The 22,474-nt window shown below is 65.9% G+C and carries 19 protein-coding genes; 9 read left to right on the top strand and 10 right to left on the bottom strand.

Annotation, left to right across the window (positions count from 1 at the left end):
* Window positions 1-543: a TlpA disulfide reductase family protein gene (locus P9M14_07720; protein MDP8255619.1), complete on the top strand. Its 543-nt coding sequence runs from the start codon at window positions 1-3 to the stop codon at window positions 541-543.
* A gap of 31 nt (window positions 544-574) precedes the next feature.
* Here P9M14_07720 and P9M14_07715 read toward each other — a convergent pair whose 3' ends face one another.
* Genes P9M14_07715 through P9M14_07705 form a run of 3 tightly spaced genes read right to left on the bottom strand, consistent with a single transcriptional unit; the run spans window position 575 to window position 5,210 of the window.
* The gene (locus P9M14_07715) at window positions 575-2,317 is read right to left on the bottom strand and encodes a glycosyltransferase family 39 protein (GenBank protein MDP8255618.1); all 1,743 of its coding nucleotides are present in this window, start codon (window positions 2,315-2,317) and stop codon (window positions 575-577) included.
* Between the two features lie 42 nt (window positions 2,318-2,359).
* On the bottom strand, window positions 2,360-3,613 hold the full coding sequence (gene amrB / locus P9M14_07710) for an AmmeMemoRadiSam system protein B (GenBank protein MDP8255617.1): 1,254 nt from the start codon (window positions 3,611-3,613) through the stop codon (window positions 2,360-2,362).
* A gap of 4 nt (window positions 3,614-3,617) precedes the next feature.
* Entirely contained in the window at window positions 3,618-5,210 is a 1,593-nt protein-coding gene (locus P9M14_07705) for a hypothetical protein (GenBank protein MDP8255616.1), read from the bottom strand.
* A gap of 130 nt (window positions 5,211-5,340) precedes the next feature.
* Here P9M14_07705 and P9M14_07700 point away from each other — a divergent pair, with 130 nt between their 5' ends.
* Window positions 5,341-6,225, top strand: coding sequence for a phosphodiester glycosidase family protein (locus P9M14_07700; protein ID MDP8255615.1), 885 nt, complete (start codon window positions 5,341-5,343; stop codon window positions 6,223-6,225).
* On the opposite strand, the gene P9M14_07695 is transcribed toward P9M14_07700, so the two are convergent.
* The 5 genes from P9M14_07695 to P9M14_07675 are packed head-to-tail and all read right to left on the bottom strand — an operon-like array spanning window position 6,222 to window position 13,642.
* On the bottom strand, window positions 6,222-7,616 hold the full coding sequence (locus P9M14_07695; protein ID MDP8255614.1) for a radical SAM protein: 1,395 nt from the start codon (window positions 7,614-7,616) through the stop codon (window positions 6,222-6,224). The genes P9M14_07700 and P9M14_07695 overlap by 4 nt on opposite strands.
* On the bottom strand, window positions 7,613-9,040 hold the full coding sequence (locus P9M14_07690; GenBank protein ID MDP8255613.1) for a radical SAM protein: 1,428 nt from the start codon (window positions 9,038-9,040) through the stop codon (window positions 7,613-7,615). The genes P9M14_07695 and P9M14_07690 overlap by 4 nt, the downstream gene beginning before the upstream one ends.
* A 56-nt stretch (window positions 9,041-9,096) precedes the next feature.
* A complete protein-coding gene (locus P9M14_07685) occupies window positions 9,097-10,278 on the bottom strand; it encodes a glycine C-acetyltransferase (GenBank protein ID MDP8255612.1) in 1,182 nt (393 codons plus the stop codon).
* A 39-nt stretch (window positions 10,279-10,317) separates the two neighbouring features.
* Window positions 10,318-11,805, bottom strand: coding sequence for a hypothetical protein (locus P9M14_07680; GenBank protein ID MDP8255611.1), 1,488 nt, complete (start codon window positions 11,803-11,805; stop codon window positions 10,318-10,320).
* 28 nt (window positions 11,806-11,833) lie between these two features.
* Window positions 11,834-13,642 (bottom strand): LysM peptidoglycan-binding domain-containing protein, encoded by a 1,809-nt coding sequence (locus tag P9M14_07675; protein MDP8255610.1) that lies wholly within the window; start codon window positions 13,640-13,642, stop codon window positions 11,834-11,836.
* Window positions 13,643-13,806: 164 nt separating this feature from the next.
* Here P9M14_07675 and P9M14_07670 point away from each other — a divergent pair, with 164 nt between their 5' ends.
* From P9M14_07670 to thiE, 3 genes are read left to right on the top strand one after another with little or no spacing between them, the layout of a single operon-like run.
* Entirely contained in the window at window positions 13,807-14,775 is a 969-nt protein-coding gene (locus P9M14_07670; protein MDP8255609.1) for a tRNA-dihydrouridine synthase, read from the top strand.
* A complete protein-coding gene (locus tag P9M14_07665; GenBank protein ID MDP8255608.1) occupies window positions 14,772-15,038 on the top strand; it encodes a helix-turn-helix domain-containing protein in 267 nt (88 codons plus the stop codon). Before P9M14_07670 ends, P9M14_07665 begins: the two co-directional genes overlap by 4 nt.
* Window positions 15,038-15,682, top strand: a complete 645-nt coding sequence (thiE, locus tag P9M14_07660) for a thiamine phosphate synthase (GenBank protein MDP8255607.1) — start codon at window positions 15,038-15,040, stop codon at window positions 15,680-15,682. The genes P9M14_07665 and thiE overlap by 1 nt, the downstream gene beginning before the upstream one ends.
* A gap of 44 nt (window positions 15,683-15,726) precedes the next feature.
* On the opposite strand, the gene P9M14_07655 is transcribed toward thiE, so the two are convergent.
* Window positions 15,727-16,878, bottom strand: coding sequence for a hypothetical protein (locus tag P9M14_07655; protein ID MDP8255606.1), 1,152 nt, complete (start codon window positions 16,876-16,878; stop codon window positions 15,727-15,729).
* A 71-nt stretch (window positions 16,879-16,949) separates the two neighbouring features.
* On the opposite strand from P9M14_07655, the gene P9M14_07650 reads away from it, so the two are divergent.
* Window positions 16,950-18,131: a trypsin-like peptidase domain-containing protein gene (locus P9M14_07650; GenBank protein MDP8255605.1), complete on the top strand. Its 1,182-nt coding sequence runs from the start codon at window positions 16,950-16,952 to the stop codon at window positions 18,129-18,131.
* A 34-nt stretch (window positions 18,132-18,165) separates the two neighbouring features.
* Here P9M14_07650 and P9M14_07645 read toward each other — a convergent pair whose 3' ends face one another.
* Window positions 18,166-19,569 (bottom strand): lactate racemase domain-containing protein, encoded by a 1,404-nt coding sequence (locus P9M14_07645; GenBank protein MDP8255604.1) that lies wholly within the window; start codon window positions 19,567-19,569, stop codon window positions 18,166-18,168.
* Window positions 19,570-19,752: 183 nt separating this feature from the next.
* Here P9M14_07645 and P9M14_07640 point away from each other — a divergent pair, with 183 nt between their 5' ends.
* The 3 genes from P9M14_07640 to P9M14_07630 form a co-directional block, all read left to right on the top strand.
* Window positions 19,753-20,385 carry a hypothetical protein gene (locus P9M14_07640; protein MDP8255603.1) on the top strand — a complete coding sequence of 211 codons (633 nt, stop codon included), beginning with the start codon at window positions 19,753-19,755 and terminating at the stop codon, window positions 20,383-20,385.
* Complete coding sequence (locus P9M14_07635; GenBank protein ID MDP8255602.1) at window positions 20,382-21,884, top strand: metallopeptidase TldD-related protein; 1,503 nt, start codon at window positions 20,382-20,384, stop codon at window positions 21,882-21,884. Before P9M14_07640 ends, P9M14_07635 begins: the two co-directional genes overlap by 4 nt.
* 16 nt (window positions 21,885-21,900) lie before the next feature.
* The coding region (locus tag P9M14_07630; GenBank protein ID MDP8255601.1) for a DNA gyrase modulator at window positions 21,901-22,474 on the top strand (574 nt) is incomplete at its 3' end.

Raw genomic sequence — 22,474 nt, 5'->3', positions numbered from 1 at the left:
ATGTCGGAAAAGAGCTTAGGACGCACGAAACGCCTGGTCGTGGTGCTGATCGCCGCGGTGCTGGCGATCGTCTACCTTTACGGTACGCGCCAGCAAGGCGGACCGGAGCAGGGGATCGCGGCCCCGGAGTTCAGCGGACAGCTGCGCGGCGGCGGCGATTTCACGCTTTCGGAACACCGCGGCAACGTCGTGCTGCTGGTCTTCTACGCCACGTGGTGTTCCAAGTGCAATAAAGAGATGAGGCACATCGCGCAGTACGACGAGCTATACGGCGGGCGAGGGCTCGACGTGGCTGCGGTCTGGATCGACCCGCAAAACGGCGACGAGCTCGATCGGCAGGTGCTCAAGAACAAGGCGCGCTATTGGTTTATCGAGGATCCGGAGCAGGCCGTGGCCGAGCTGTACGAGGTCGGTGTGCTGCCCACGATGGTGCTGATCGACCGGATGGGCACGGTGCGCGGCACGTATCTCGGCGGCGGATCGACCCAGCGCGAAGCCCTGGAGAACGAGCTGAACCTGCTGCTGTTCAGCCGCGAGCAGTAGGCGCGGGCAGTTGATTCAACAATCAAACTGATTAATTCCCCTCGAGCCTGAGGGCCTCGGAGCGTTGCAGGTCGGCGGCCTCGGGCAGGCCGATGCGCTCCAGTTCGCCTGCGAGCTCGGTGCGGCGTTGGGGGCTGCGCGGGCTGAGCACGGTTGCCGCGCCCGCGGTCCAAAGCGCGCGATCCGTGCCGGGCAGGAGTTTGAGCGTGGAGATCAGGTTGCGTTGGGCAAGCCCGTACCCCGGGTCGTGCTCCACAGCTCGCAGGTAGTTGGCGATCGCCGCACTATAGCGGCCCTCGCGGCTCTGGAGGTTGGCCAGATTATTGTAGGCCAGGGCGTAGGTCGGGTCCTGGGCCAGCGCACGTTCGAGGAATTGCTCGGCCGTGCGCACGTCGCCTTCCGCCGCCATCTGCAGGGCCGCGCCTGCCAGCGCGTCGGGGTTGAACTCGCGCGGCATGCCTCCCACGCCAAGATTGGATACGAGCAGCCCGCAGGCCAGCAGCGCGCCCGCGCCTGCCAGCAATGCGCTCCGGCGTTGCCGCGTCCAGGCGATCAGCGACTCGACGGCCAGCCCGGCGAGCACCAACTGCACGCCGATGGTCGGAGCGCGATAACGCGAGGTGACAAAGAAGATCACCGCGGCCGCGGCCAGGCACAGCAGGTAGATCGCGCTGAGCCGCGCCGCGCCCTTGCGGCGCAACGCCACCAATAGTCCCAACAGCGCCAGCGGCGAGAGCAGGCCCTGGGGAAAGGCCAGGACGTTGATCCACAGCGCGGCGCTTAAAAAGCGCGAGTATTCGCGCATCGGATAGATCTCGCGGTTGCGCATCCACTCGCGGCCCGAGATCCAACGCCGGCACTTATCGCCGACCACCCGCGGTAGCCACGAGGGATCGGCGCGCAGCTCGCGCAGGGACTTGGCAAAGAAATAGCGGCTGTGATCGGACGGGCGGGTCAGGCCCGCGGCCAGCGGTTCGGCCATGAACTCGCGCCAGCTCTGACTGGGCCGCATCTCGATGCTGGCCGGGTAATCCTGGTTGTTGCCCAAGTAGAAGTTGAGTCCGGGGTTGGTGCTGATCAGCACCAGGTCGCCGGTGACCAGATAGTTGCGCAGCGTGAACGGCAGTATGCAGAGCACTATGGGCAGCACGATCCGCGCCTGGACCGCAATCCGTTGGGCGATGCTCGATTGATCGCGGGTGACGATCCAGGCGTAGGCCATGGCCGCGATCACGAACAACGCCAGGTCGCCGCGGCTGACCAGCCCCAGGCCCAGCAGCAGTCCGGCGATCAGCCAGCGCCGGTGCATCAGGGCCAACAGCGCGGCCAGGCCGAACAACGTGATCAGCGGCGTTGAGAGCAGCTCGGCGTCGAAGTAGACCGTTGTCGGCCACAGCGCCGCGCCCAGCGCGCAGACCAACGCCGTGCGCCTGCCGAGCATCTCGCGGCCCAATGCGTAAACCAGCGCCGCGCCCAACGCGCCGAGCAGCGCCTGGATCAGCCGCACCAGGTACAGGTCGCGGCCCAGCAGTCGATAGATTCCGGCGAGGAAGAACGAGTAGACCGGCGATTGATAGTAGGCGCTTCGTAAAAACACGGGGTCCGCGCCGGGCTCGCCGGCCAATGCCCGCGCCTGCTTGTCGTACTCGAACTCGTCGACCACCGGGTGATCGAAAAACGGGTTGAGGTGAATCTCGTGCAGGTAGATCAGACGCACGCCCAGGGCGACTGCGAAGATGATCAGCCACGGCAGTAGCGGCTTGAGCCGATTCATGAGGATTTCCCGATCAGCATCGGGAACGAATATATCCCACCCTCAGGCGGGGCGGAAGCTGATCGAGGCGAAGCTGACCGAGGCCAGGCCGCCATCGTCGCTCCATTGTCCGTATTGCAACAGCTCGCCGCGCGAGCGCGGCATGCAGGCCAGCGCGGCGTAGATCGGCGCCAACCCGCAGATCCGGCGACTGTCGTGCTCGGCAACCACGCTTTCGAAAAAGCCTTCGGCCGAGCCCTCGAGGGCGGCGTGCAGCAGCAGTTGATCGGCCTCGGAACTGGCCTTTAACACTTTCTCATTGAGCTTGTGCCGGTCGCCGAACTGCTGCCCGATGTGCGCCAGGTCGGCCGATGCGACGAACGCCACGTCGTTGCCGCGCGATGCAGTGGATTGGCGGATCGCCTGCAGCAGCGCGGCCAGCCGCGGGTCGGAGTCCGGCGGCTGTTCCGACTCGACGTGTTCGCCGAACGAGCCCAGCAGCACCGGCAGGATGCGGATTTTGCGTCCCAGCCGATCGCCGATGTAGGCCAGCCAGATCGCGGCCAGCTCGATTGAGTGCTCCTGGCGATGGGCCAGCGGCTCGCCAAAATCGCCGTGCAGCGCTTCGCCCACAGCCTGGTACAGCTCGCGGTCCACCTCCAGCGGGCCGTAGGGCGTGGTAAAGGACTTGTCGGTCAGCGAGTAGGGCTCGGCCAGGCCGTGGTGGTCGGTGCCGAAGACCACGTAAGTCGTCGCATCGCTCCCCTCGGCCAGGGCCTTGTAGGCAAAGGCGTAGCTCGCGCCGCCGCGCTGGTAGTCGATGTGCGGGGCGATGATCCCGTGAACGATATTTTCCGGTGCGGGCCGCGCAACCGAGAAGTCGATGGGGCCCGGCCCGGCCTCGATCGAGGCGTAGCGCTCGAACAGTCGCGTGCAGTGTTCGGGCTGGTCCGGGTAGCTGCCGATGCAGACCGCCTCGCGTAGCGGGCTGTCGAGGTAGACTTGGCTGACCTCGACCATTCGCTTTTGAAAATGTTGGTTATCGAGCAGGAACTGCGAGTCGAGAACATCGATAAATTCGACCAGCGGCTCCGAGGGCACGATCTCTCCCGAGGCTTTGGTGAGCATCGTCTGGATGTCGCGGATCGAGTTGTTGCCGTCGAGCATTTGCAACAGGCCCAGGCTCTCGTAGGGGATTGAGATCGTCTGTTCCGATAGTGCCAGCGGATCGCGCAGCGCCACCACCGGCTGGCCCTGGACCTCGGCGGGCACAAACTCCAACTCGCGCAGCTTGGGACTATCGCTCGGATCGGCCATCGGTTCAGCGCCCCTTGGGCAGCATTGCCTGGATGTAGCTCAGCAACATCTGCGGTTCCATGCTGCTATAGCCCAGCTTTGACGCCAGCTCCGGGCCGCTGAGCTCGTTGCCAAAGGCCCACAGACCGGCCATGAACTCGCCGCTACGCCCATCAAGCCACCAGCGCGCGCCGAATTTTTTTTCAAGAGTTGCGCTGAGCATCGCCTCGAGGAAGAACGCCTGGGCGTAGCTCGAGGCGTAGAGCAGCGGGTCGACGTCGGAGAGGTAGCGCAACGCCTCCTCGGAGGTCAGCTCGAAGCCGTAGGCGCGGCTCATCAGCGTGCGGTATTCCTCCTGGGGGTTGTCCACGCCGCTGAGCAGGCGGATCTCGTAGACCGTCTTGGCGCAGTAGCGGCGCGACATGTACAGCCGCGAGAAGGCCACGTACTCCATGTAGCGCTCGAGATCCTCGGCCGACATCTTGATGTTGTCTTCGATCCAGATCCGGTTTTCGGGCAGCCCCTCGAACAAGTAGGCGTAGCTCTCGGTTACAGCGTTGTCGCCCAGCTGCTGGAACTCCCAGACCGGGGTCTGCGAGTGGGCGAAGTGCTCGGCGTGGCCGAACTCGTGGAACAGCGAACTGAAGTCGTCCTTGCCGCCCACCGGCTTAACATTGACGCGGATGTCATTAGGCACGCGGATCGAGAAGCAGGCCGCTCGCGGCACCTTCTTTTCCAGCTCGCGGTCGTCGATCAAAATGTTGGTCTGCTCGTCGAGCACGATGCCCATGCCGGCCAGGGTCTTCTTTAACAGCGGCAGGGCGCTGCCCTTGGGGAAGTACTGGTCGAAGTCGCTGCCCGAGAGCAGAAAGAGAATGTCCGAGCGGTGAAACTCGGAGCGCTTGATCGGGCTGACCTTGTCCCACAGCTCGAAGTACAGCGGCTCGCTGATTTCGAGCCAGCGCAGGTAGTCGTCCTCGGTCTGTTTCGGGTCGATGCGCGCGTGGCGCAACGCCATGTCCAGGTAGCTGTCAAAGCCCAGCTCGCGCGCCAGGCGTTGGCTGGTCTCCAGGTCGCGGCGCAGGATCGTCTCGTTGAACAGCTTGTAGGCCTGGTACTCGGCCTTGGCGATCTCGAAACGCCGTGCCGGGTCGGGCTCGGCCCCGAGGATGCGGTGCAGTTCGCGATACGGCGTGGCCTCGCCCTCCACGGTGACCATCAGGTTGGCCTCCATGTCCATGTAGATATCGTAGAGCAGCGCGGTCTGGTTCCAGATGTACTCTTCCTGCTGGTACTGCGAGAACCATTGCAGGGCCTTGCGTTGGACCGGGTCGACGGTCAGCTCGATGGCGCGCTTGGTCGCGGCGATACGCTCGGGCTGGAACAGGTAGCCGTACTCGCGGTAGAGCGCGGCCTGGTCCGAGGCCTCGCCCTGGGTGTAGGAGAGCCAGGCCATCTCGCTTTGCTTGATCAGCAGTTCCTCGGCCGCCTTGCGGTCGGCCTGGACTTGATCGAGGGTCGCGTTGTCCTGCTCGCCGGCCCAGAGCATCGCCGGGGCGCAGAGACAGGCGGCCAACAGGGACAGACCGAGCACTATCGATAGCTGCTTGCGAAGCATCATTTATCTCCATTTATTGCGTTCGAGGCGCAGTCAAGTTATCAGCCGCTTTGGGGGCAGTCAATCGGCCGCATCGCACATTTCATCGCACGGTTGACAGTCGCGGCAGCCTCGGGTTGGATCGTCGGCAATGCAGATTCGAAACGCTGTCCCGACCCTGCTTGTGCTGCTGCTGATCGGCCTTGCGGCCTGCCCGGCCGCGGCCCGCTCGATCCTGCCCGAGCCGCGCGATTTCCAGCCGCTGTTTAACGGTGTCGATCTGTGGCGCGTTGAGCTTGAGCAGCCCGATTTTTTAAAAATCTTTATTGTGCGTGTGGACCTGCGGGCGCAGTGGGTCCAGCCGCTGGTTACACCGGACAACGGATCGCGACCGCTGGAACTCGACGCGGCGCGCACCAGCAGTTTCGCCGAGCAATACGACTTGCAGCTGGCGATCAACGGCGACTTCTTTGCGCCGTTCCCCATCGAGTCCGAGGGTGAGCCGTGCGACGTGGCGGGCGCGGCACGCTCGCGCGGCGTGAGCTACTCACCCGACGTCGGGTTTCCGGCCCTGCTGCTGCGCGACGGTCGCGCCGAGCTGTTGCAGCCGCCGATGCCCGAGCAGCCCGCAGGACAACTGATCAGCGGCAGGCCGCTGCTGGTTTGGCAGGGAAAGAGCACCCATCCGCTGGACCTGCTGCGCCAGCCGCGCACGGCCGTGGGCCTGGATCGCGCGGGGCGCACGCTATACCTGGTGGTGGTCGACGGCAGGCAGCCGGGCTATTCGGTGGGACTGCGCCTGACTCAAATGGCGAGGCTGATGCTCGAGCTGGGCTGCTACAGCGCGCTGAACCTCGACGGCGGCGGCTCGAGCACGCTGGTAATCTGCTCGGCCGCGGGCACTGGCTGCCGCGCGCTCAACTCGCCCTCGGGCCATCGCGGCGAGGGCGGCGAGCGGATCGTGGGTAATCATCTGGGATTTTTCGCCGCGCCCGTGGGCGGGCCCAAGGCGCTCAAGGACCGGACTATTCGTTAGTTTTTGTCGTCCGTGCGCGGCAACCGAACCTTGCTGCCGAAGTAGTAGAACGAGATGCGCAGTAGGGCGTAGGCCGTGACCGGCCGGATGAAACGCGCCACTGTGGTCAGCGGGCCAAACCGCAAAAAGAAGCGCAACCAGGCGCGGCGGAACAGCGTGCGCAAACGCGGCAGGGGCACATCGCTGAGTTGCACCGGTGCGAAGTGGTAGCTGCGGCTGATCACGTTGCGCTTGGTCTGCTCGTCCAGCCCCTCGAACAGCTCGCATCCTGGATATGGAATGCAGTAGCTGAAGTTCGCCAGGTCTAAAGGGGCGTCCAGGGCCCAGCGCACCGTGCGCTCGATGGTTTGCTCGTTGTCGCCGGGCAGGCCGAGGATGAAGTAGCCGAAGGTCAGGATCCCCGCCTCGCGCGTGAGCTCGACGGCGCGTCGCGCGGCATCGAGATCAAGCGGCTTCTTGTTGCGCCGCAGCACCGCCGGGTCGCCGGACTCGATGCCGAAGCCCAGCATGTAGCAGCCCGAGCGGCGCATCAGCGCCAGCAGCTCGGCGTCGATGGCGTCGGCGCGCACGCCGTTGGGCGTCTTCCAGTGCAGTTGCATCTTGCGCTCGATCAGGCCCTCGCAGAATGCCTGCGCGTGGTCGCGGCTGCCGATGAAGTTGTCGTCGAGAATGTGCAGCTCGTCCACGCCGTGTTTGTCGATCAGCATCTGCAGCTCGTCGAGCACGTCGGGCATCGGTCGCGGCCGCCAGCGTTTGCCGGTGACCACCGAGGCCGCGCAGTAGGTGCAGTTGTAGGGGCAGCCGCGTCCGGTGATTAAGGTGGTCACCACTTTGCCGCGGCGGATCGCCTGCCAGGGGATCGCCGAGTAGCGCTTGGGCGGAATCAGATCCCAGCGCGGCCAGGGCAGCTTGGCCAGGTCGGGCGCGGCGCGCGGCGCGGTGCGGCGCGGCTCGCCCTGGGCACTGCGATAGACGATGCCGTCCACCTGCTCCAAGTCGCCGCCATCGGCCAGGGCCTGCGCGAGCTCGACCACCGTCTCCTCGGACTCGCCGAGCACCGCGGCGAACGCTCCGGTCTGCTCCAGCGCGCGCTCTGCAAATAGCGTGGGCCAGGAGCCGCCGAGCACGATCGGCGCGTCGGGCCGCAGCTCGCGGATCATTTGCGCGGCGCTGTGCGCGCCGGACTGGTTCTGAACGTTGTTGTTCAGCCCGACCCACTCCAGCGCCGGGTCGGCCAAAGTCGCGGCCAGGACGCGCTGGTCCTCGGAGAAGTTTAAATCGAGCAGCCGCACCTCGCGACCAACGGCGCTTAGCGCACCGGCGATGTAACCCAGACCCAACGGCGGCGTGCGCGTCAGGCTGAACATCCGTGGCACCACCAGTAGAATCATCGCCCGCTCATCAGCCGCTTGGAGCGCAGCGCCAGGCTGGCCCAGGCTAGGAAGTTACGCAGCATCTCGCGCATCCGTCCGGCGTGCAGCACGTGCCAGGCGATCTGCGCCAGTTTGCGCGGCCGCAAATAGAACTTGCGCATGCAGCGCGCGCGCTCGGTTACCAGATCGTCGGCGCTGAGATCGGGCAGGCTGAACACCGGGCTGAAGTGCCACGAGTAGCGCTTCCAATCTTGGTGCAGCAGGTAGCCCTGGGACACCATGCGGTCGAAAACCCGCGCGCCGGGGAAGGGCAGCAGCACGATGAAGCTGGCGTAGGCCGGGTTGGTCTGCAGCGCCAGATCGAGGGTCGAGCGGATCGTGCGCCGCGTCTCGCCGGGGAAGCCTAAAATGTATGTGGCCCAGAGGTTGATCCCGGCCTTGCGCGCGTCGGCGAACACCTCGCGCACTTGGCTGGATTTGTACGGTCGGCCCATCGACTTGAGGATCTCGTCGTCGCCGGACTCGACCCCGACTTGGATCTCGACGCAGCCCGCGCGGCGCATCGCCTCGAGCATCTGCGGTTTGAGCGCGGTCAGGTGGCTGTGGCAGATCCAGCGCAGACGCTTGCCGTAGCGCTCGAGGTGTTCGCAGATCTCCAGCGCGCGTTGCGCGTCGGCGGTGAAGTGGTCGTCGTCGAAAAACACCAGGCTTGCGCCGTGTTCCTGCACCACGTGGTCGATCTCGGCCTTGACGTAATCGAGGCTAAAGGTGCGCAGCTTGCCCCACAGCGTGTGCGAGCCGCAGAACGCGCAGTTGAACGGACAGCCGCGGCTGGTGAACTGGGTGGTGAAAATCCCGCGCGGCACGCGGTAGGGGTAGGAGTGGAAGTAGCGCTGTTGGGGCAGCAGGTCGCGGGCCGGGAACGGGATCGAGTCCATCGGCTCGATAAAGCCACCGGGTTCGCAGATCGTCTCGCCCTCGCGCAACAGGGCCGCGCCCGGAGTGCCCTCCAGCGCCTCGCCCGCCAGATGCCGCCGCGCCAGTTCGACGATCGTTTGCTCGCCCTCGCCGACCACCGCCGCGTCAAAGCTTTGCAGCAGGTCGCCGGGGCGCACGGTGGAGTGCGGTCCGCCGGCCACGAGCAGCGCATCGGGCAGCAGCGGCCGCAGCCCCTGGGCGATGCGTAGCGCGGTGTCGACCGTCGGCGTAACCGTCGAAACGCCGACCAGGTCCGGCCGCAGTCCGGCCACGATTCGCAGCAGCTCGTCCGGCTCGTGGCGATGGACGATCTCGTCCATCAGCGTCACCTCGACGCCGGGCAGATCGCGCCGTAGCGCCGCGGCGAGGTAGGCGATCCCCAGCGGCGGCCGGGCGTAACTTATCCAGCGCCCCGAGCCGGTGGGGAAGTAGTCGAACGGCGGGTTGATCAGTACTGCGCGCACGATCGCCTATTGTCGCCGCTCGGGCGCAGTGCAGTCCAGCGCGCTCATCACCTCGACTAGATGATCGACAGTTGCTTGCCGACCTTGGCAAAGGTCTCGAGCGCCTGTTCCAGATCTTCGCGCGAGTGCATCGAGGTCATGATCGTGCGCACACGGCCGGTGCCGCGCGGTACTGTGGGGAAGATGATCCCCTGGGCGAATACTCCCTGAGCGTACAGCTCGTCGGAGAAGGTGTTGGCCAGCGACTCGTCGCCGACGATCACCGGCGTGATCGGCGTCTCGGGATTGCCGCAGTCAAAGCCCAGGGTGCGCAGCTCGCCGCGGAAGAACTCGACGTTGCTCCACAGCCGCTGCTGGTGCTGCGGCTCGGTCTCCATTACTTCGATCGCCGCGATGGTCGCCGCGGGGACCGCGGGCGGCGTGGCCGTAGAGAACAGCATCGGCCGCGAGCGCATAATCAAATAGTCGATCAGGTCGCGCGAGCCCACGATATAGCCGCCCATCACGCCGATCGCCTTGGACAGCGTGCCCATCACCATGTCGATTTTGCCGTGCAGGCCGAAGTGATCCACCGATCCGCGGCCGGCCTCGCCCAACACGCCCGAGGCGTGGGCGTCGTCCACAAAGGTGATCAGCCCGTACTCCGCGGCGATTTCCGCGATGGCGGGCAGCGGCGCGATGTCGCCGTCCATCGAGAATACAGAGTCGGTGACCAGCAGCTTTTTACAGTCGCGGTCGTGGTGGCGCTGACACAGCTCGCGTAGCGAGTCGACGTTGGAGTGCTCGTAGACCTCGATCTTGGCCCGCGACAGACGGCAGCCGTCGATGATCGAGGCGTGGCTGAGCTGATCGGAGTAGATCAGATCGTCGCGGCCGACCAGCGCGACGATGGTGCCCTGGTTGGCGCAGAACCCGGACTGGAAGACCAGCGCGGCCTCGACGTTCTTCCACTGCGCGATCTTTTTTTCCAGCCGGTCGTGCAGCTCCAGGGTGCCGATGATCGTGCGTACCGCGCCCGCGCCCGCGCCGATTTCGCGCACGGCCTTAAGCGCAGCCTCGATCACCTTGGGATGCTTGGTCAGGCCCAGGTAGTTGTTGCTCGAGAGGTTGATCACCTCGCGGCCGTCGATCACCGTGCGCGCGCCCTGCATGCCCGAGACGATCTTCAGCGGACGAAACAGGTTCTTGGCTCGCGCCTCGTTCAGCTCATTGGTGACGAAGTCCAGCGGCTTACTCATCGCGTTCTCCTCCGAATCAGGTAGACGGCGAATAGGTTGTCACTTTTCCGTGCTCGGTTCCAGGGCATCGAGATCGATCTCGAACGCGCCCAGGGCCGAGGCGAATGTCAGGCTGCGGCCATCCGGCGCCAGCGCGGGCCAGCGCGGACGCGGGCCGGTCTGGATCCGCGAGCGTACCCTCAGGGTCGCGCTGTCGACAATCAGCAGCTCGCCGTGGAGGAAGTCGGCCACGGCCAGCTCGCCGCCGGGCAGCAGCGCCAACTGGCGGATGCCGCGGTCGAGTATTGCGCGGCGCTTGACCTCGAGGGTCTGCGGGTCAAACACCACCAGCTCGCCGGTGCTCATCGAGGCCACGTACAGCGCGGGCTCACGCGGGTCCAGGGCCAGGTTGAAGTAGGTGAAGCCCTTGATCCGCGTCTGCCGTCCGGGGGTCAGGTCGGCAAGGTCCAGCTGGGTCAGCACGCCGGTGTTGCTCATCTGCCAGGCCTTGCCGCGCGCCTGGTCGAGCACCAGCGCCGCGTTCCAGCCCACGCTCACCGCGCCGCGCACCGCGAGGGTCAGCGGGTCGATCGAGTAGACCTCGGATGTCGCGTCGTGCAGCAGCAGCAGGGTCGCGCCGTCCTCGCTGATGCGCCACAGCCCGGGCAGCTTGGCCGGGGAGGGCACGTCCACACGCTCGGTGCGCAGGTCGTGCAGGTCAAAGCTGCGCAGGCGGTTCGCTCCGTAGTCCGCGGCGATCAGCAACCCGGCCTCAATGTCCCAGACCGCGTTGTCCGACACGTCGCCCTCGAACTCCAGCCGCCATGAGCGCGCGGCGTCGTTGCGATCACGGACCACGATCCCCGGACGTTCGCCGCGCACGCCGATCAAGGCGTGTTGCAGGTCCGGGGCGATCAAGGCGAAGCGCGGCTCGCTGCCGCGGCCGATCAGTTCATAGAGCGGGGAATCGCGGTCCGCGGCCAGATACAGCGGCCGCACGCCGGGTTGGGCCAGCACCTCGTCGGTGCGCCAGGTAGGCACGCTGGAGAGAAACGACATCAGCATCAGTGCGCTGAGCGCGCCGTAGACCGCAAAGGCGATGGAGCGCCGCGGCAGCGCGGAGAACGCGTGGACCAGGCCCAGGGCCAAGCCCGCAGAGCCCAGGACCGCGATGACGATCAAGTGCTCGAGGCGCATGGGCGCGGCCAGCCACAGCGCCAGACCCAACACGCACAGGCCGACCAGCAGTCCGGGGATCCGGCGGCGTGCGCAGATCAGTGCGGCCAGCGCCAGCAGGGCGGGCAACGCCACGCACCAGAGGTGGATCATCCGCAGGAAGAACGAGGGGAGCACCAACCCCACAACTACTCCCAGGTAATAGATCGCCAGCCAGACTTTGAAGAGTCGTGGCACGCGGCGGCTCAGCCGTGGAGCAATCCAGGCCGCGATGCACAGCACGACCAGCGCCAGGGCCAGCAGCGGTTTGTAGACCAGCCAGAACGCCAAATAGCAAAGCGGCGCGTGCAGCAATAGCAGCGCGGCGCCCACGCCTGTGGATCGCAGCGCGTTGCGGGGTTCAGGGCCCGACGATGATGCTGAGGATCTGTCCAATCTTGATCTGCTCGCCGGGTTTGAGGTTGTTCCACAACATGATCTCGCCCACGGTGACATCGAAGTAACTCGCCAGCGAGTACAGCGTGTCGCCGGTCTGGACCTCAACGCGCACCAGCTTGGAGTCGCCCTCCGACGCAGGCTGCGGCGCCTGGTGCGCCTGATAACCCGGCGGTACGCGGACCTTGATCGTCTGCCCGGCGTAGAGCGGATCGTGGGGGCGCATGTCGTTGGCCTCGCACAGCGCCTCGACCGAAGTGTTGTAGATCCGCGCGATGGCCGTGAATGTCTGGCCGGGCTCGATGCGGTGCTCGATTACGTTGTTCGACTGCCGCAGATTGAACGCCCGCGCCGCGCCGTCGCCGGGTCGGATGCTGGTCTGCGGCGAAGAGCCGCTACGCACCACGATCAAGGTCTGCCCCGGGCTCAGCGGGGTCTCGGGCGTGATGCGATTGGCCGAGCACAGCTCGGAGATCGAGACGTTGTAACGCTTGGTGATCGAGAACAGCGTGTCGCCTTTGCGCACCACGTGGGTCACGATGTGCGCCGGGCCGCCGTGCCCCAGCCGGTCGCTGAACTTCTCGCGCCGCGCCGCGTCGTAGGGGATCGGCACGATCAGCAAGTCGCCGGGCTGAACTTCGTCGCCTGGCCGCAGACCGTTGACCGAGCTTAAGGCCTCGATGTGTGTCTGGTAGTGGCCGGCGATCGATTGCAGAGTTTCGTCCTGCCGCACGCGCAGCATGCGGTAGGTTAGTTTCTTACGGTCGGGCACCGCGCGGAAGCGCAAGTAGAAATTGTCGGCCGTGCCTGCGGGCACGCGCATGGAGTAGCCCGGATAGTTCGGCGGGGTGAACGGCGTGAGCAGTGCCGGGTTGAGCGCCAGCAGGGTGTCGGCGTCGGTCCCGGCGCAGGCCGCGAGAAACTTGAGCGAGAACGAGTCGGGCACGCTCACCGTCTCGAACACCAACGGCCCCTGCCAGGGCACATCGACGAAGCCGTAGCCCGCCGGGTCGTGCATGATCACCGCCGCGGCGAGGATCTTGGGCACGTAGTCGCGGGTCTGGGCCGAGATGTAGTTGGTGCGCGCCAGGGTCCAGAAGTCGACGCAGCCCGAGGCGGACAGCCCGCGACGCACTGTGCCCTCGCCGCCGTTGTAGGCGGCCATCGCCAGGTGCCAGTCGCCGAACTGTTCATAGAGGTAGCGCATGTAGTTGCCCGCAGCCTCGGTCGAGCGTCGCGGATCTATCCGCTCGTCGATCCAGAGGTCAACGCGCAGGCCGTTGATCTCGGCCGTGGTTTCCAGGAACTGCCAGAGGCCCACGGCCTGGCTGCGTGAGACCGCCAGCGGGTCGTAGCCGCTCTCGACGTAGACCACGGCCGCCAGGTCGCGCGGCATGCCCTGGGTGTCCAGGTTCTGCCAGATCAGCGGCAGGTAGGTTGCCGAGCGCGCCAGCCACAGCTCGAACTGCTTGGAGCCCGGGCCGATGAAGTAGTCGATCCAACGTTTGACCTGATCGTTTATCGGCACCGGAATGTCGTATTCCTCGGCGATCTGCGGCGGCTTTCCGGGCAGCGAGAGTACGCGAGCCGGGCCCTCGCCGGGCGTGGGCGTCGGCAATCCGTCAAGCAGTTCCGGCGGCAGGCCGGGCAGCGGCTCATCGTCCGCCGGTGGCGGTCCGAGCTGCTCGTATTCCGGCGTCACGTGCTTGTGGCATCCGGCTAGGCACAGCACCGCGAGCAGCAGGCAGATCAGCGTGATTTTACGGATTAACATCTTTGCCAGACTAGAGCCGGTGGAAAACGACGTCAATACAAACGGTGTTCGGCTCAAGGACGATTAAATTTGGAGGGCAATAAGTCAGGCGCTATACTCGATCGCCCAACCCCGGCGCCCGGGGTGGGAACCATAGCATTGGGAACAGAGCGACAACGATTGAGATGATCGGCCTGGACTGCGCCCCGCTCGCGGGTGTGAGCGACGGACCGTTCCGACTGATCGCCAAGCTCATCGGCGGGCCGGACCAGGTGTTCAGCGAGATGGTCAGCGCCGTGGGGTTGGTCAGGAACGACCGACGTTCGCGACGGATGTTCTTTCGCGACGATCGCGAGCGGCCGTTGGTGGTTCAGCTGTTTGGGGCCGATCCCTTGATCGTGGCGCAGGCTGCACGGATTGTCGTCGAGCAAGGCGCGGACGCCATCGACCTCAACTTGGCCTGCCCGGTGCGCAAAGTCGTTAAAACCGGGGCCGGGCTGGCGTTGATGCTCGACGAACAGCGAGCGGCGAAGCTCTTTGAGATGACAAGGCAGGCAGCGCAGGGGCTGCCGCTGAGCGTCAAGTTGCGCGCGGGCTGGCGGCGTAGCGAGCCGCGGGCCGTGCTCATCGGTCGCTTGGCCGAGCAGGCCGGGCTGAATCGCGTGATCCTGCATCCGCGCTTTCACGGCGGCTACGATCAACCCGCGGACTGGCGGCTGATCGCCCAGCTGGTGAGCGAGCTGTCGATCCCGGTGACCGGCAACGGCGATCTGCGCAGCGGGGCCGACGCCCTGCGGATGGTCGAACAGACCGGGTGCGATCGGGTGATGATCGGCCGTGCGGCGTTGGGCGATCCGTGGATCTTCCGCCGCGTACGAGCGGCACTCGACGGCCGGCCCGAGCCTGCGCCGCCCACGGTCGCACAGCGCGGAGCAGTGCTGCTGCGGCACATGGATCTAGCCCTGGAAGTCGGCGGGCCCGAGGCGCTGCGCAGCTTTCGCAAGCACCTGGGTTGGTACGCACGCGGGATCCAGGGCGTGGCCGAGTTCAGGCGCAGGGCGATGCGCTTGTCCAGCGTCGACGAGGTACGGCGCTTGGTGTATGAGTTCTTTCCCGGGTCTTCGGATTCGGCGTTCGATAGAGGACCGAGATGAGCAGTGTAAAGCAGACAACTCCGATTCAGCAGGCGCAATCGTTGGAGCAGCTCGTGGAGCCGCGGCTGCGCAAGTTCGTCAATCAGGCGGCCCAATGCGAGGGCAACGGCCTGTACGGCACGGTGATCCAGTGCGTGGAGCGGCCGCTGATCAGAGCGGCGCTCGATCAGTGCCTGGGCAACCAAGTAGCGGCGGCCAAGCTGTTGGGCATCCACCGCAACACCCTGCGACGCAAGATCAAGGATCTGGATCTCGAAGCCTGATGCTGCGTCGCGGTCTGTACGTGATAGTCGATTTGGATCATCTGCCGCAAGATCTGCCGCAGGGCGCGTTGTGGCTGGCGGCCGAGGCGTTGGCCGGCGGCGCCGTGGCTCTGCAGCTGCGCGCCAAGGGACGAGCGCGCGAAGAGCTGACGCAGTTGGCCCGCGAGATGGCGCAGCTTTGCGCACCGCGCGGCGTGCCGCTTTTCATCAACGACGATCCGCAGGCTGCCGCCGACTCCGGCGCCCAGGCCGTGCACCTGGGGCAGGAGGATCTCGATGATTGGCCCATCCAGCGCGTGCGGCGAATGCTCGGCGCGGGCGCGCTGGTCGGCATCAGCTCCCACGATTTGCAACAGGCGCGCGCGGCCCAAGCCGCGGGCGCGGACTACGTGGCCTTCGGACCGGTGTATTCGGCGCGCACCAAGGGCTCCGACGACGCACCGCGCGGCGTGGAAATGCTGGCCGAGGTCTGCTCCGCGATTATCAAGCCGGTAGTGGCCATCGGCGGGATCGACGCTTCCAACGTCGCTGACATTGCCGCGACCGGCGCGCAGATGGCCGCGGTGATCACCGCGGTGTCAAAGGCCAATGAGCCGCGCGCCGCCACGATCGAGCTCGCCCGAGCGTTCAAGGTGGGTGGGTAATATTGTTGGTTCAACAATATTGTTAGGCGCTGGCTAAGGCACCTTCACGGTGCTTGCGTCGCGGGCGGCAGCTCGCAGATCGCGCTGATCGCATAGCCGCCGGACGCGCCGAGCTCGGGGAATTCGACCAGCCGTTGCGTTCCGGCCTGTTGCAGCATCACAAACCCAAAACCATCGGATACGCCCGAGCCGCACAGCGCCAGCCCGCCGCCCGACAGCCGCTGGATGCGCTCGAATCTGTGCAGCCGGTTCGGGTGCAGCGCGCTGAGTTCGATTACGTCGTCGCCGCGCCATAACAGCAGCAGCCCCTCGCCCGGAAATAAACTCGCGGCGAGCAGGCAGCGCCCTGCATCATCGCAGTCCAAGTCGTTGATCGACCAGCTCTGGGCGTAACGCGGCAGGTCGATACGCGTCAATGCATGGCCATTCCAACGCATCAGTAAACCCTGGGTCCGCTCGTGATCCACGCCGACCAAATATCCGCTGCCGTCCTCCGCCAAGTCCGCGGCGTAGAGCGACCACGAACTCGCGACTCCCACCGGATTGATCGCACTCCAACTTCCCTGGTCGAGGCTGTACAGCAGGCCGCGTGAGCCGGGGCCGGGACCGACCACGTACTCGCCCACGGCCAGTGCGCGCTCCTGTCCGTAGCATTCCACGCGGTGCAGCAACGTCGGAAGCTCAAGCGCGGGTTGCGGCTCGCAGGTCAGGACGCCGGTCTTGATTTCGGCCGTGACCGGGTTGCGCTCGGCGCTCCAGCCCACACAGCGCAGCACGCCGTCGGGCCCCTGATCGCAGTCGCTGAGAAACGCATCTGAACACTGCGCGGTCTTGATCCGCTCGATCCGGCCCGCGTCGTACCACCACGCCAGGGGCTGCGCCGCCTGCTCGTCAAAACCAAGTACCAGCGTCCGCTCGCCGATGCGCCGAGCGTTGTACAGAGCCCACGACGGTGACTGGTATTGCAGCGGATGTTCGACCCACGTGCCCTGCTCGCCGATCAGCAGCACACCGCGGCCGCTGTGCACCAGAGCGCGGTCCACATCCACGATCGGACCGGCGCTCCAACCCACGGCCAGCAACGTCGATTGCTCACCGGGTTTGGCCTGCTCCGGGGTCGGCAAACGTTTGGGGCAACCGGCCGCGGCCAGGATCAGGGCCGCGCACAACGTCAGAATTGCGATGTTTCTCGCCATAGTTAGAGCACAATAGCACACTGCTTGGCATCGTGATAAACTCAGTAATCGACCCTAAATACGAGGTTGTTTTGAGCGAGCCGGACAAGCCCCAAGCCGAGGAAAAGCCCAAACGCAGAGGCATTCGCAAGCTGCTGCAGCGGTTGATCACGGTCGTAGCCGTACTGCTGGTGATCGCGGTAATCGCGGTGGGAGCATACCGCGCGCTGCAGCGCGTGTTCGGCTGGGGAGTCGAAGAGACGCTCGAGGTGCCGCAGGTCCAGCCGCAGCCCGAATGGAATCCGCTGCAGCTCGTACCGCTGGACACGACCATCGCCGACGTGGCCGAAAAGGTGCTGCCCTCGGTGGTGACGGTGACGACCACCAAGCTTGGGGGCGAGCCGCAGACCCCATTGTGGTTCCTGCCCGCGCCGGCTCCGCGCAACCGCGAGGGCTTGGGCTCGGGGGTCGTGGTGCGCGACGACGGCTACATCGTCACCAATTACCACGTGGTCAGCCGCGCCGATGACATCCGCGTAACGCTGCATACCGGCCAGGAGTTGTCGGCCCAGGTGGTGGGCAGCGAGCCCTCGGTCGACCTGACGTTGCTCAAGGTCGACCGCCGCGGGCTGACGCCGGTGACCTTCGGCGACTCCGATAGTTTGCGCATCGGCGCGTTGGTGCTTGCGGTGGGCAACCCGCTGGGCGTGGGACAGACTGTGACCATGGGGATCATCAGCGCCAAGAACCGGCGGCTGGGATTGTCGGCCTACGAGAACTTTTTACAGACCGACGCGGCGATCAACCCGGGCAACTCCGGCGGCGCGCTGGTCGACCTCGAGGGCAATCTGGTCGGCGTGAGCAGCGCGATCTCCAGCTCCGACGGCGGATATCAGGGCATCGGCTTCGCAATTCCGAGCAACCTGGTCGACGAGACCGTGCGCGCGTTGATCTCGGGCGAGCGTCCGCGCCGCGGCTGGATCGGCGTGACCATGCAGAACCTCTCGCCCCAGCTCGCGCGCTACTTCGGCCTGGACCAACCCTCGGGCGTGCTGACGATCGATGTCGCACCCGGGCATCCGGCCCAGGCAGCGGGGATCAAGCCGCGTGACATTATTATCGCGGTGGACGGCGAGCCGATCGTCGACATGGAGCAACTACGCAACGTGATCGGACTGGCCAAGCCCGGCGCACAGATGAACTTCAAGGTCTGGCGCGACGGCGCCCCCCTCGAGCTCAGCGTGACCCTCAGCGCACGCCCGGATACTCCCTAGCCCGCATTATTTATAAGACGTTTGTTGCGGTGCCTTAGCGTAGGTCGGCCTCGTCCTCTTCGGGGGCCACGGGGATCAGCGGTCCGGCGTTGGGCAGCACCGTGACCTCGGCGTCGTGGCCGCAGCGAGCCAAGGCCAGGTCCAGCGCCCGCTCCATCGAGTCGCACGGATCGCAGAACAGGTTGCGCAACAATCGATGGTCACGCATTTCGCTTACCAGCATGATTTTGACGTTGTCGGGCATGTACTTGATTAGGCCGATGCGGAAGATCGCCTCGCATTTCTGTGCGCTGTCGCCCAGCCCCTCGGGGCAGGGACCGGCGATGATCAGGCAGCCGCCGGGCTGCACGCACTTGGCGGCCGGGGCCACGGTTTTGGTCATCTGATAGAGGCTCATCCCCGCGGGCATGCCCTGTCCGGCAATGACGATCGGCGTGCGGCGCTCGACTTTGACCTGTCCGACGCGGCGCAACCAGGGGACCAGTTGCCGATGGGCCTGGACCACATCGCCGCTGGCCGCGGCCAGGGTGCGGCCAGCGGCGTCCTGGCAGACGTTGAGGATGAACAGCTTGCCGCGATAGAGCCGCGCGGCGTCCTCCATATCTTGGCGCGCCACGTTGCCCTCGATCATGCCGAGCATCGCGCGCGGATGGGTCTTCATCGCGTGGTTGGCGCCGATGGTCAGCCGCGAGCTGATGCCGGGCAGCACGCTCTTGGCCCCGCCGCCGAACCCGGCGAAGTAGTGCGGCTTGACCTGACCCAGACAGACCAGCAGGTCCGACTCGCGGGCCGCGCGGTTGATCTGAACCGGCGTGCGCAGCGACGCGCCGAGCACCACGCCCAGGCGCGCGGGTAAACTGAAAACACGGCGAAAGCGCAGGGCCTCTTCGTCGCGCTCGCGCAGTTCGCGGATCAGGGCGGCAATACCGGCCAGTGGGTCGGCGAGTTGCACCCGGGCAATGCTCCGCAAATAGCGCAAATACGCGGTCCAGTCCGGCTTCTCCGGGGTCAGGCCGATCAGGCTCAGCTTGTCGCGGTCCTGGCAGTCGTGCCATTGAAAGCTGTAGCGCTCCAGCAGCTCGGGCGGTACGCCGATGCGCTTCTCGACCGTGGGCTGGTGCATGCCGCAGGCGATGATCAGTCCGATGTTGCGGTCCGGCACTCCCGCGGCGTGCAGCTCGTCGAGCACCGCGTCGAGCATCTGGGCCTTGCAGAATTTACGCGCCGGGTCCGAGAGCAGGATCGACACGCGGTCGCTTGGCGCGGCCAGCTCGCGCAGTCGCGGCGTTCCTATCGGATTGTGCAGCGCGTCGGCCAGCAGGTTTTGCGATGGCGGCGGTTTTTTCAGCCGCCTGGGACGCAGCACCTGGGCCACGTTCAGCGGTGGCAGGGTCAGGCGATCGGCGCCGTATTGGATGCTTGTCTTTCGAGTTGTCATCGGAGTCGTAGTATACATCAGGCGTTAATCCCGGAAACGCCGGGTGGAGATCAGCGGGCGGCTGATGCCGATCATCCGCCGCTCGGGTCGTGTAGAATAATCTTGGTTGGCGTTTGTGCCGCTTGAAGCACCGCGCTCGCGGCGGGTATAACGTTCTGATCGAACAACGCACGGAGAGAACCAGTGATAAAGGACAAATCCAAGAAGCTCGGCGAGCTGTTGTTGGAGCGGGGGCTGATCGACAGCAAGCAGTTGGAAAAGGCTCTGGATCTGCAAAAAATCTCCACGGCCAGGCTGGGCAGCCTGCTGACCAAGATCAAGGCGATCTCCGAGGTGGAACTGCTGAGCTTTCTCTCGCTGTACTTCGATTGTCCGTATTTCGACCTGCGCGGGTTCCATGCACAGCCCGATGTGTTGGCAACGATCCCGTCCGAAGTGGCGCGTAAATACCGCATTCTGCCGATCGCCATCGAGGAGCCCAAGGAGGGCGCGGCCGAGTTGGTCGTGGGCACCAACGACCCGACCAACCTCGACGCGATGTATCAGGCCAGCCGCGCGTCGGGCTACAACGTTAATCTCCGCGTGGTCTCGGATCACGAAATGGCCGCGGCCCTGCTGCGGCACTACAGCCCCGACGCCCGCCCCGAGATCATGGCTCTGGCCCAGCAGATCCAGGGTTTGGAGGCCGAGGTGATGGCCGAGCTGCTTGGTCTGCTCGCCGAGAAGGGGATCGTCGACATCGACCTGTTGTTCAAGCGGCTGCGGGCCGATAGCGACCAGCGCTACGTACCGGAAGCGGGAAAGGATCAGTCATGAGTTTTACGGTCAACCGTAGGGAGTTCATCGCCGGATCTGCCGCGGGGCTGGCCGCGCTGTCGATGCGCCTGGACGAGGCGCAGGCTGCGGGCGGCGCGGCGCTGGCATCGCCGCTGGAGACGCGCGACTACGAGCGTTTGATCACCGAAGCGCTCTCGCGCGGGGCGCAGTTCGCCGAGGTCTTTTACGAGCGCTACGCGATGACCAAGATCGTGCTCGACGAGCAGCGCATTCGCAGCGCCACCTATTCCATCTCCCAGGGCGTGGGCGTGCGGGTGATCGTCGACGGCCGAGTCGGCTACGCCCACTCCGATGACCTCTCGCCCGAACGGCTGCTCGAGACTGCCCGCACCGCAGGCTTCATTGCCAGCGGCAGCGCCCGGACCGCAGCCAAACTGACGCGAGTTGCGCCGCCGAGCATCATTCGCGTGAGCCTGCTGCCCGGGGACGTGGCCGTGGCCGACAAGGCCGCGCTGCTGATTGCCGGGGACGAGGCCGCGCGCGGGCTGGACAAGCGGGTGATCCAGGTCCAAGGCAGCTTCCTCGACGGAGCCAAGAGCTTCACCGTGGCCAACTCCGACGGCCGTCTGGTCTCGGACGAGCTGGTGATGAACCGACTGAGCCTTTACGCCGTGGCCGAGCAAGATGGCGAACGTCATTCCGGATTCTACGGCGGCGGCGGTCGCGTGGGCTTCGATTGCTACGCGACCTTTACGCCCCAGGCCGCGGGCCGCGAGGCCTCGCGCGTGGCCATCGCCCAGCTCGGAGCGCGCGAGGCGCCGATGGGCGAGCAGACCGTGGTGCTCTCCAACGGCTGGTCCGGCGTGCTGTTGCACGAGGCCGTGGGCCACGGGCTCGAGGCCGACTTCAACCGCAAGGGGACCAGCCTCTACACGGGCAAGGTCGGGCAGCAGGTCGCCTCGGAGCTGGTGACCGTGATCGACGACGCCACGCTGCCGGGCCGTCGCGGATCGTACAACGTGGACGACGAGGGTGAGCCCGGACAGCGCAAGGTGCTGATCGATAAGGGCGTGCTCACCGGCTACATGTCCGATCGGCTCAACGCCGACCTGATGGGCATTCCGCGCACGGGCAACGGACGCCGCGAGAGCTTCCGCCACATCCCGCTGCCGCGGATGAGCAACACCTTCATGAGCGCGGGCACCGACGCGCCCGAGGACGTAATCCGCTCGGTGAGCAAGGGCTTCTACGCGCGGACTTTCGGCGGCGGCCAGGTCGACATCACCAACGGCAACTTCGTGTTCGAAGTGCGCGAGGGCTACCTGATCGAGGACGGCAAAATTACCGCTCCGGTCAAGGGCGCGACGCTGATCGGCGTGGGTCCCGAGGTGCTGGGGCGCGTGAGCATGGTCGGCTCCGACGCCGAGCTCGATCCGGGCATCGGCACTTGCGGCAAGGACGGTCAGGGAGTGCCCGTGGGGGTCGGCCTGGCTACGCTGAAGATCGACGGCATGACCGTCGGCGGCACCGGCCGATAGGGGAGTGGAAGACTCAATGGATATACAGCAGCTCAAGCAGTTTGCCCAGAAAGTGGTCGATCGGGCGCGCGCGGCAGGCGCGGATCAGGCCGAGGCCTGGACCCAAAACGGCCGCGACTTCTCGGTGCGCGTGCGCGACGGTGCGATCGAGGACATCACCCAGGCCACGAGCAAGGGTGTGGGTCTGCGAGTCTACGCGGGTAAGCGTCTGGGTTTCGCCAGCTCGACCGATTTTAGCGACGAGGCCGTGGAGGCGATGGTCGGCCAAGCCGTGGCCATGGCGCGCGAGGTCAGCGACGACGACAATCACGGGCTGCCCTCGGCCGCGGACCTTGCGTTGCGCAACGCGTCGATCGATCTGTACGACGAGCAGACAGCCGCCCTGACCCCCGAGTGGAAGATCGAGACCGCGCTGGAGATGGAGCGCATCGTACGCGCCTTTGACCCGCGGATCAGCAACATCGACGAGGTCGGTGCGGGCGACTACGTCGGGGCCGTGGCGTTCGCCAACAGCTTGGGAGTCAGCGACGGATACCGCGGCACCAGCGTCTGGCTTTCCTGCGCGCCGCTGGCCAAATCCGGCGACGAGC

Source organism: Candidatus Alcyoniella australis, assembly GCA_030765605.1.
Lineage (GTDB): Bacteria > Lernaellota > Lernaellaia > JAVCCG01 > Alcyoniellaceae > Alcyoniella > Alcyoniella australis.
The sequence above is the reverse complement of the archived record's forward strand: the minus strand, read 5'-3'. Positions and strand labels throughout refer to the sequence as shown.

Excerpts from the sequence above, each read along its gene's own strand:
- P9M14_07685 (MDP8255612.1), bottom strand. The coding sequence starts at position 10,278 with ATGAGTAAGCCGCTGGACTTCGTCACCAATGAGCTGAACGAGGCGCGA.
- P9M14_07655 (MDP8255606.1), bottom strand. The coding sequence starts at position 16,878 with ATGGCGAGAAACATCGCAATTCTGACGTTGTGCGCGGCCCTGATCCTG.
- P9M14_07715 (MDP8255618.1), bottom strand. The coding sequence starts at position 2,317 with ATGAATCGGCTCAAGCCGCTACTGCCGTGGCTGATCATCTTCGCAGTC.
- P9M14_07670 (MDP8255609.1), top strand. The coding sequence starts at position 13,807 with ATGATCGGCCTGGACTGCGCCCCGCTCGCGGGTGTGAGCGACGGACCG.
- thiE (MDP8255607.1), top strand. The coding sequence starts at position 15,038 with ATGCTGCGTCGCGGTCTGTACGTGATAGTCGATTTGGATCATCTGCCG.
- P9M14_07695 (MDP8255614.1), bottom strand. The coding sequence starts at position 7,616 with ATGATTCTACTGGTGGTGCCACGGATGTTCAGCCTGACGCGCACGCCG.
- P9M14_07705 (MDP8255616.1), bottom strand. The coding sequence starts at position 5,210 with ATGCTTCGCAAGCAGCTATCGATAGTGCTCGGTCTGTCCCTGTTGGCC.
- P9M14_07720 (MDP8255619.1), top strand. The coding sequence starts at position 1 with ATGTCGGAAAAGAGCTTAGGACGCACGAAACGCCTGGTCGTGGTGCTG.
- P9M14_07675 (MDP8255610.1), bottom strand. The coding sequence starts at position 13,642 with ATGTTAATCCGTAAAATCACGCTGATCTGCCTGCTGCTCGCGGTGCTG.
- P9M14_07635 (MDP8255602.1), top strand. The coding sequence starts at position 20,382 with ATGAGTTTTACGGTCAACCGTAGGGAGTTCATCGCCGGATCTGCCGCG.
- P9M14_07645 (MDP8255604.1), bottom strand. The coding sequence starts at position 19,569 with ATGACAACTCGAAAGACAAGCATCCAATACGGCGCCGATCGCCTGACC.
- P9M14_07665 (MDP8255608.1), top strand. The coding sequence starts at position 14,772 with ATGAGCAGTGTAAAGCAGACAACTCCGATTCAGCAGGCGCAATCGTTG.
- P9M14_07700 (MDP8255615.1), top strand. The coding sequence starts at position 5,341 with ATGCAGATTCGAAACGCTGTCCCGACCCTGCTTGTGCTGCTGCTGATC.
- amrB (MDP8255617.1), bottom strand. The coding sequence starts at position 3,613 with ATGGCCGATCCGAGCGATAGTCCCAAGCTGCGCGAGTTGGAGTTTGTG.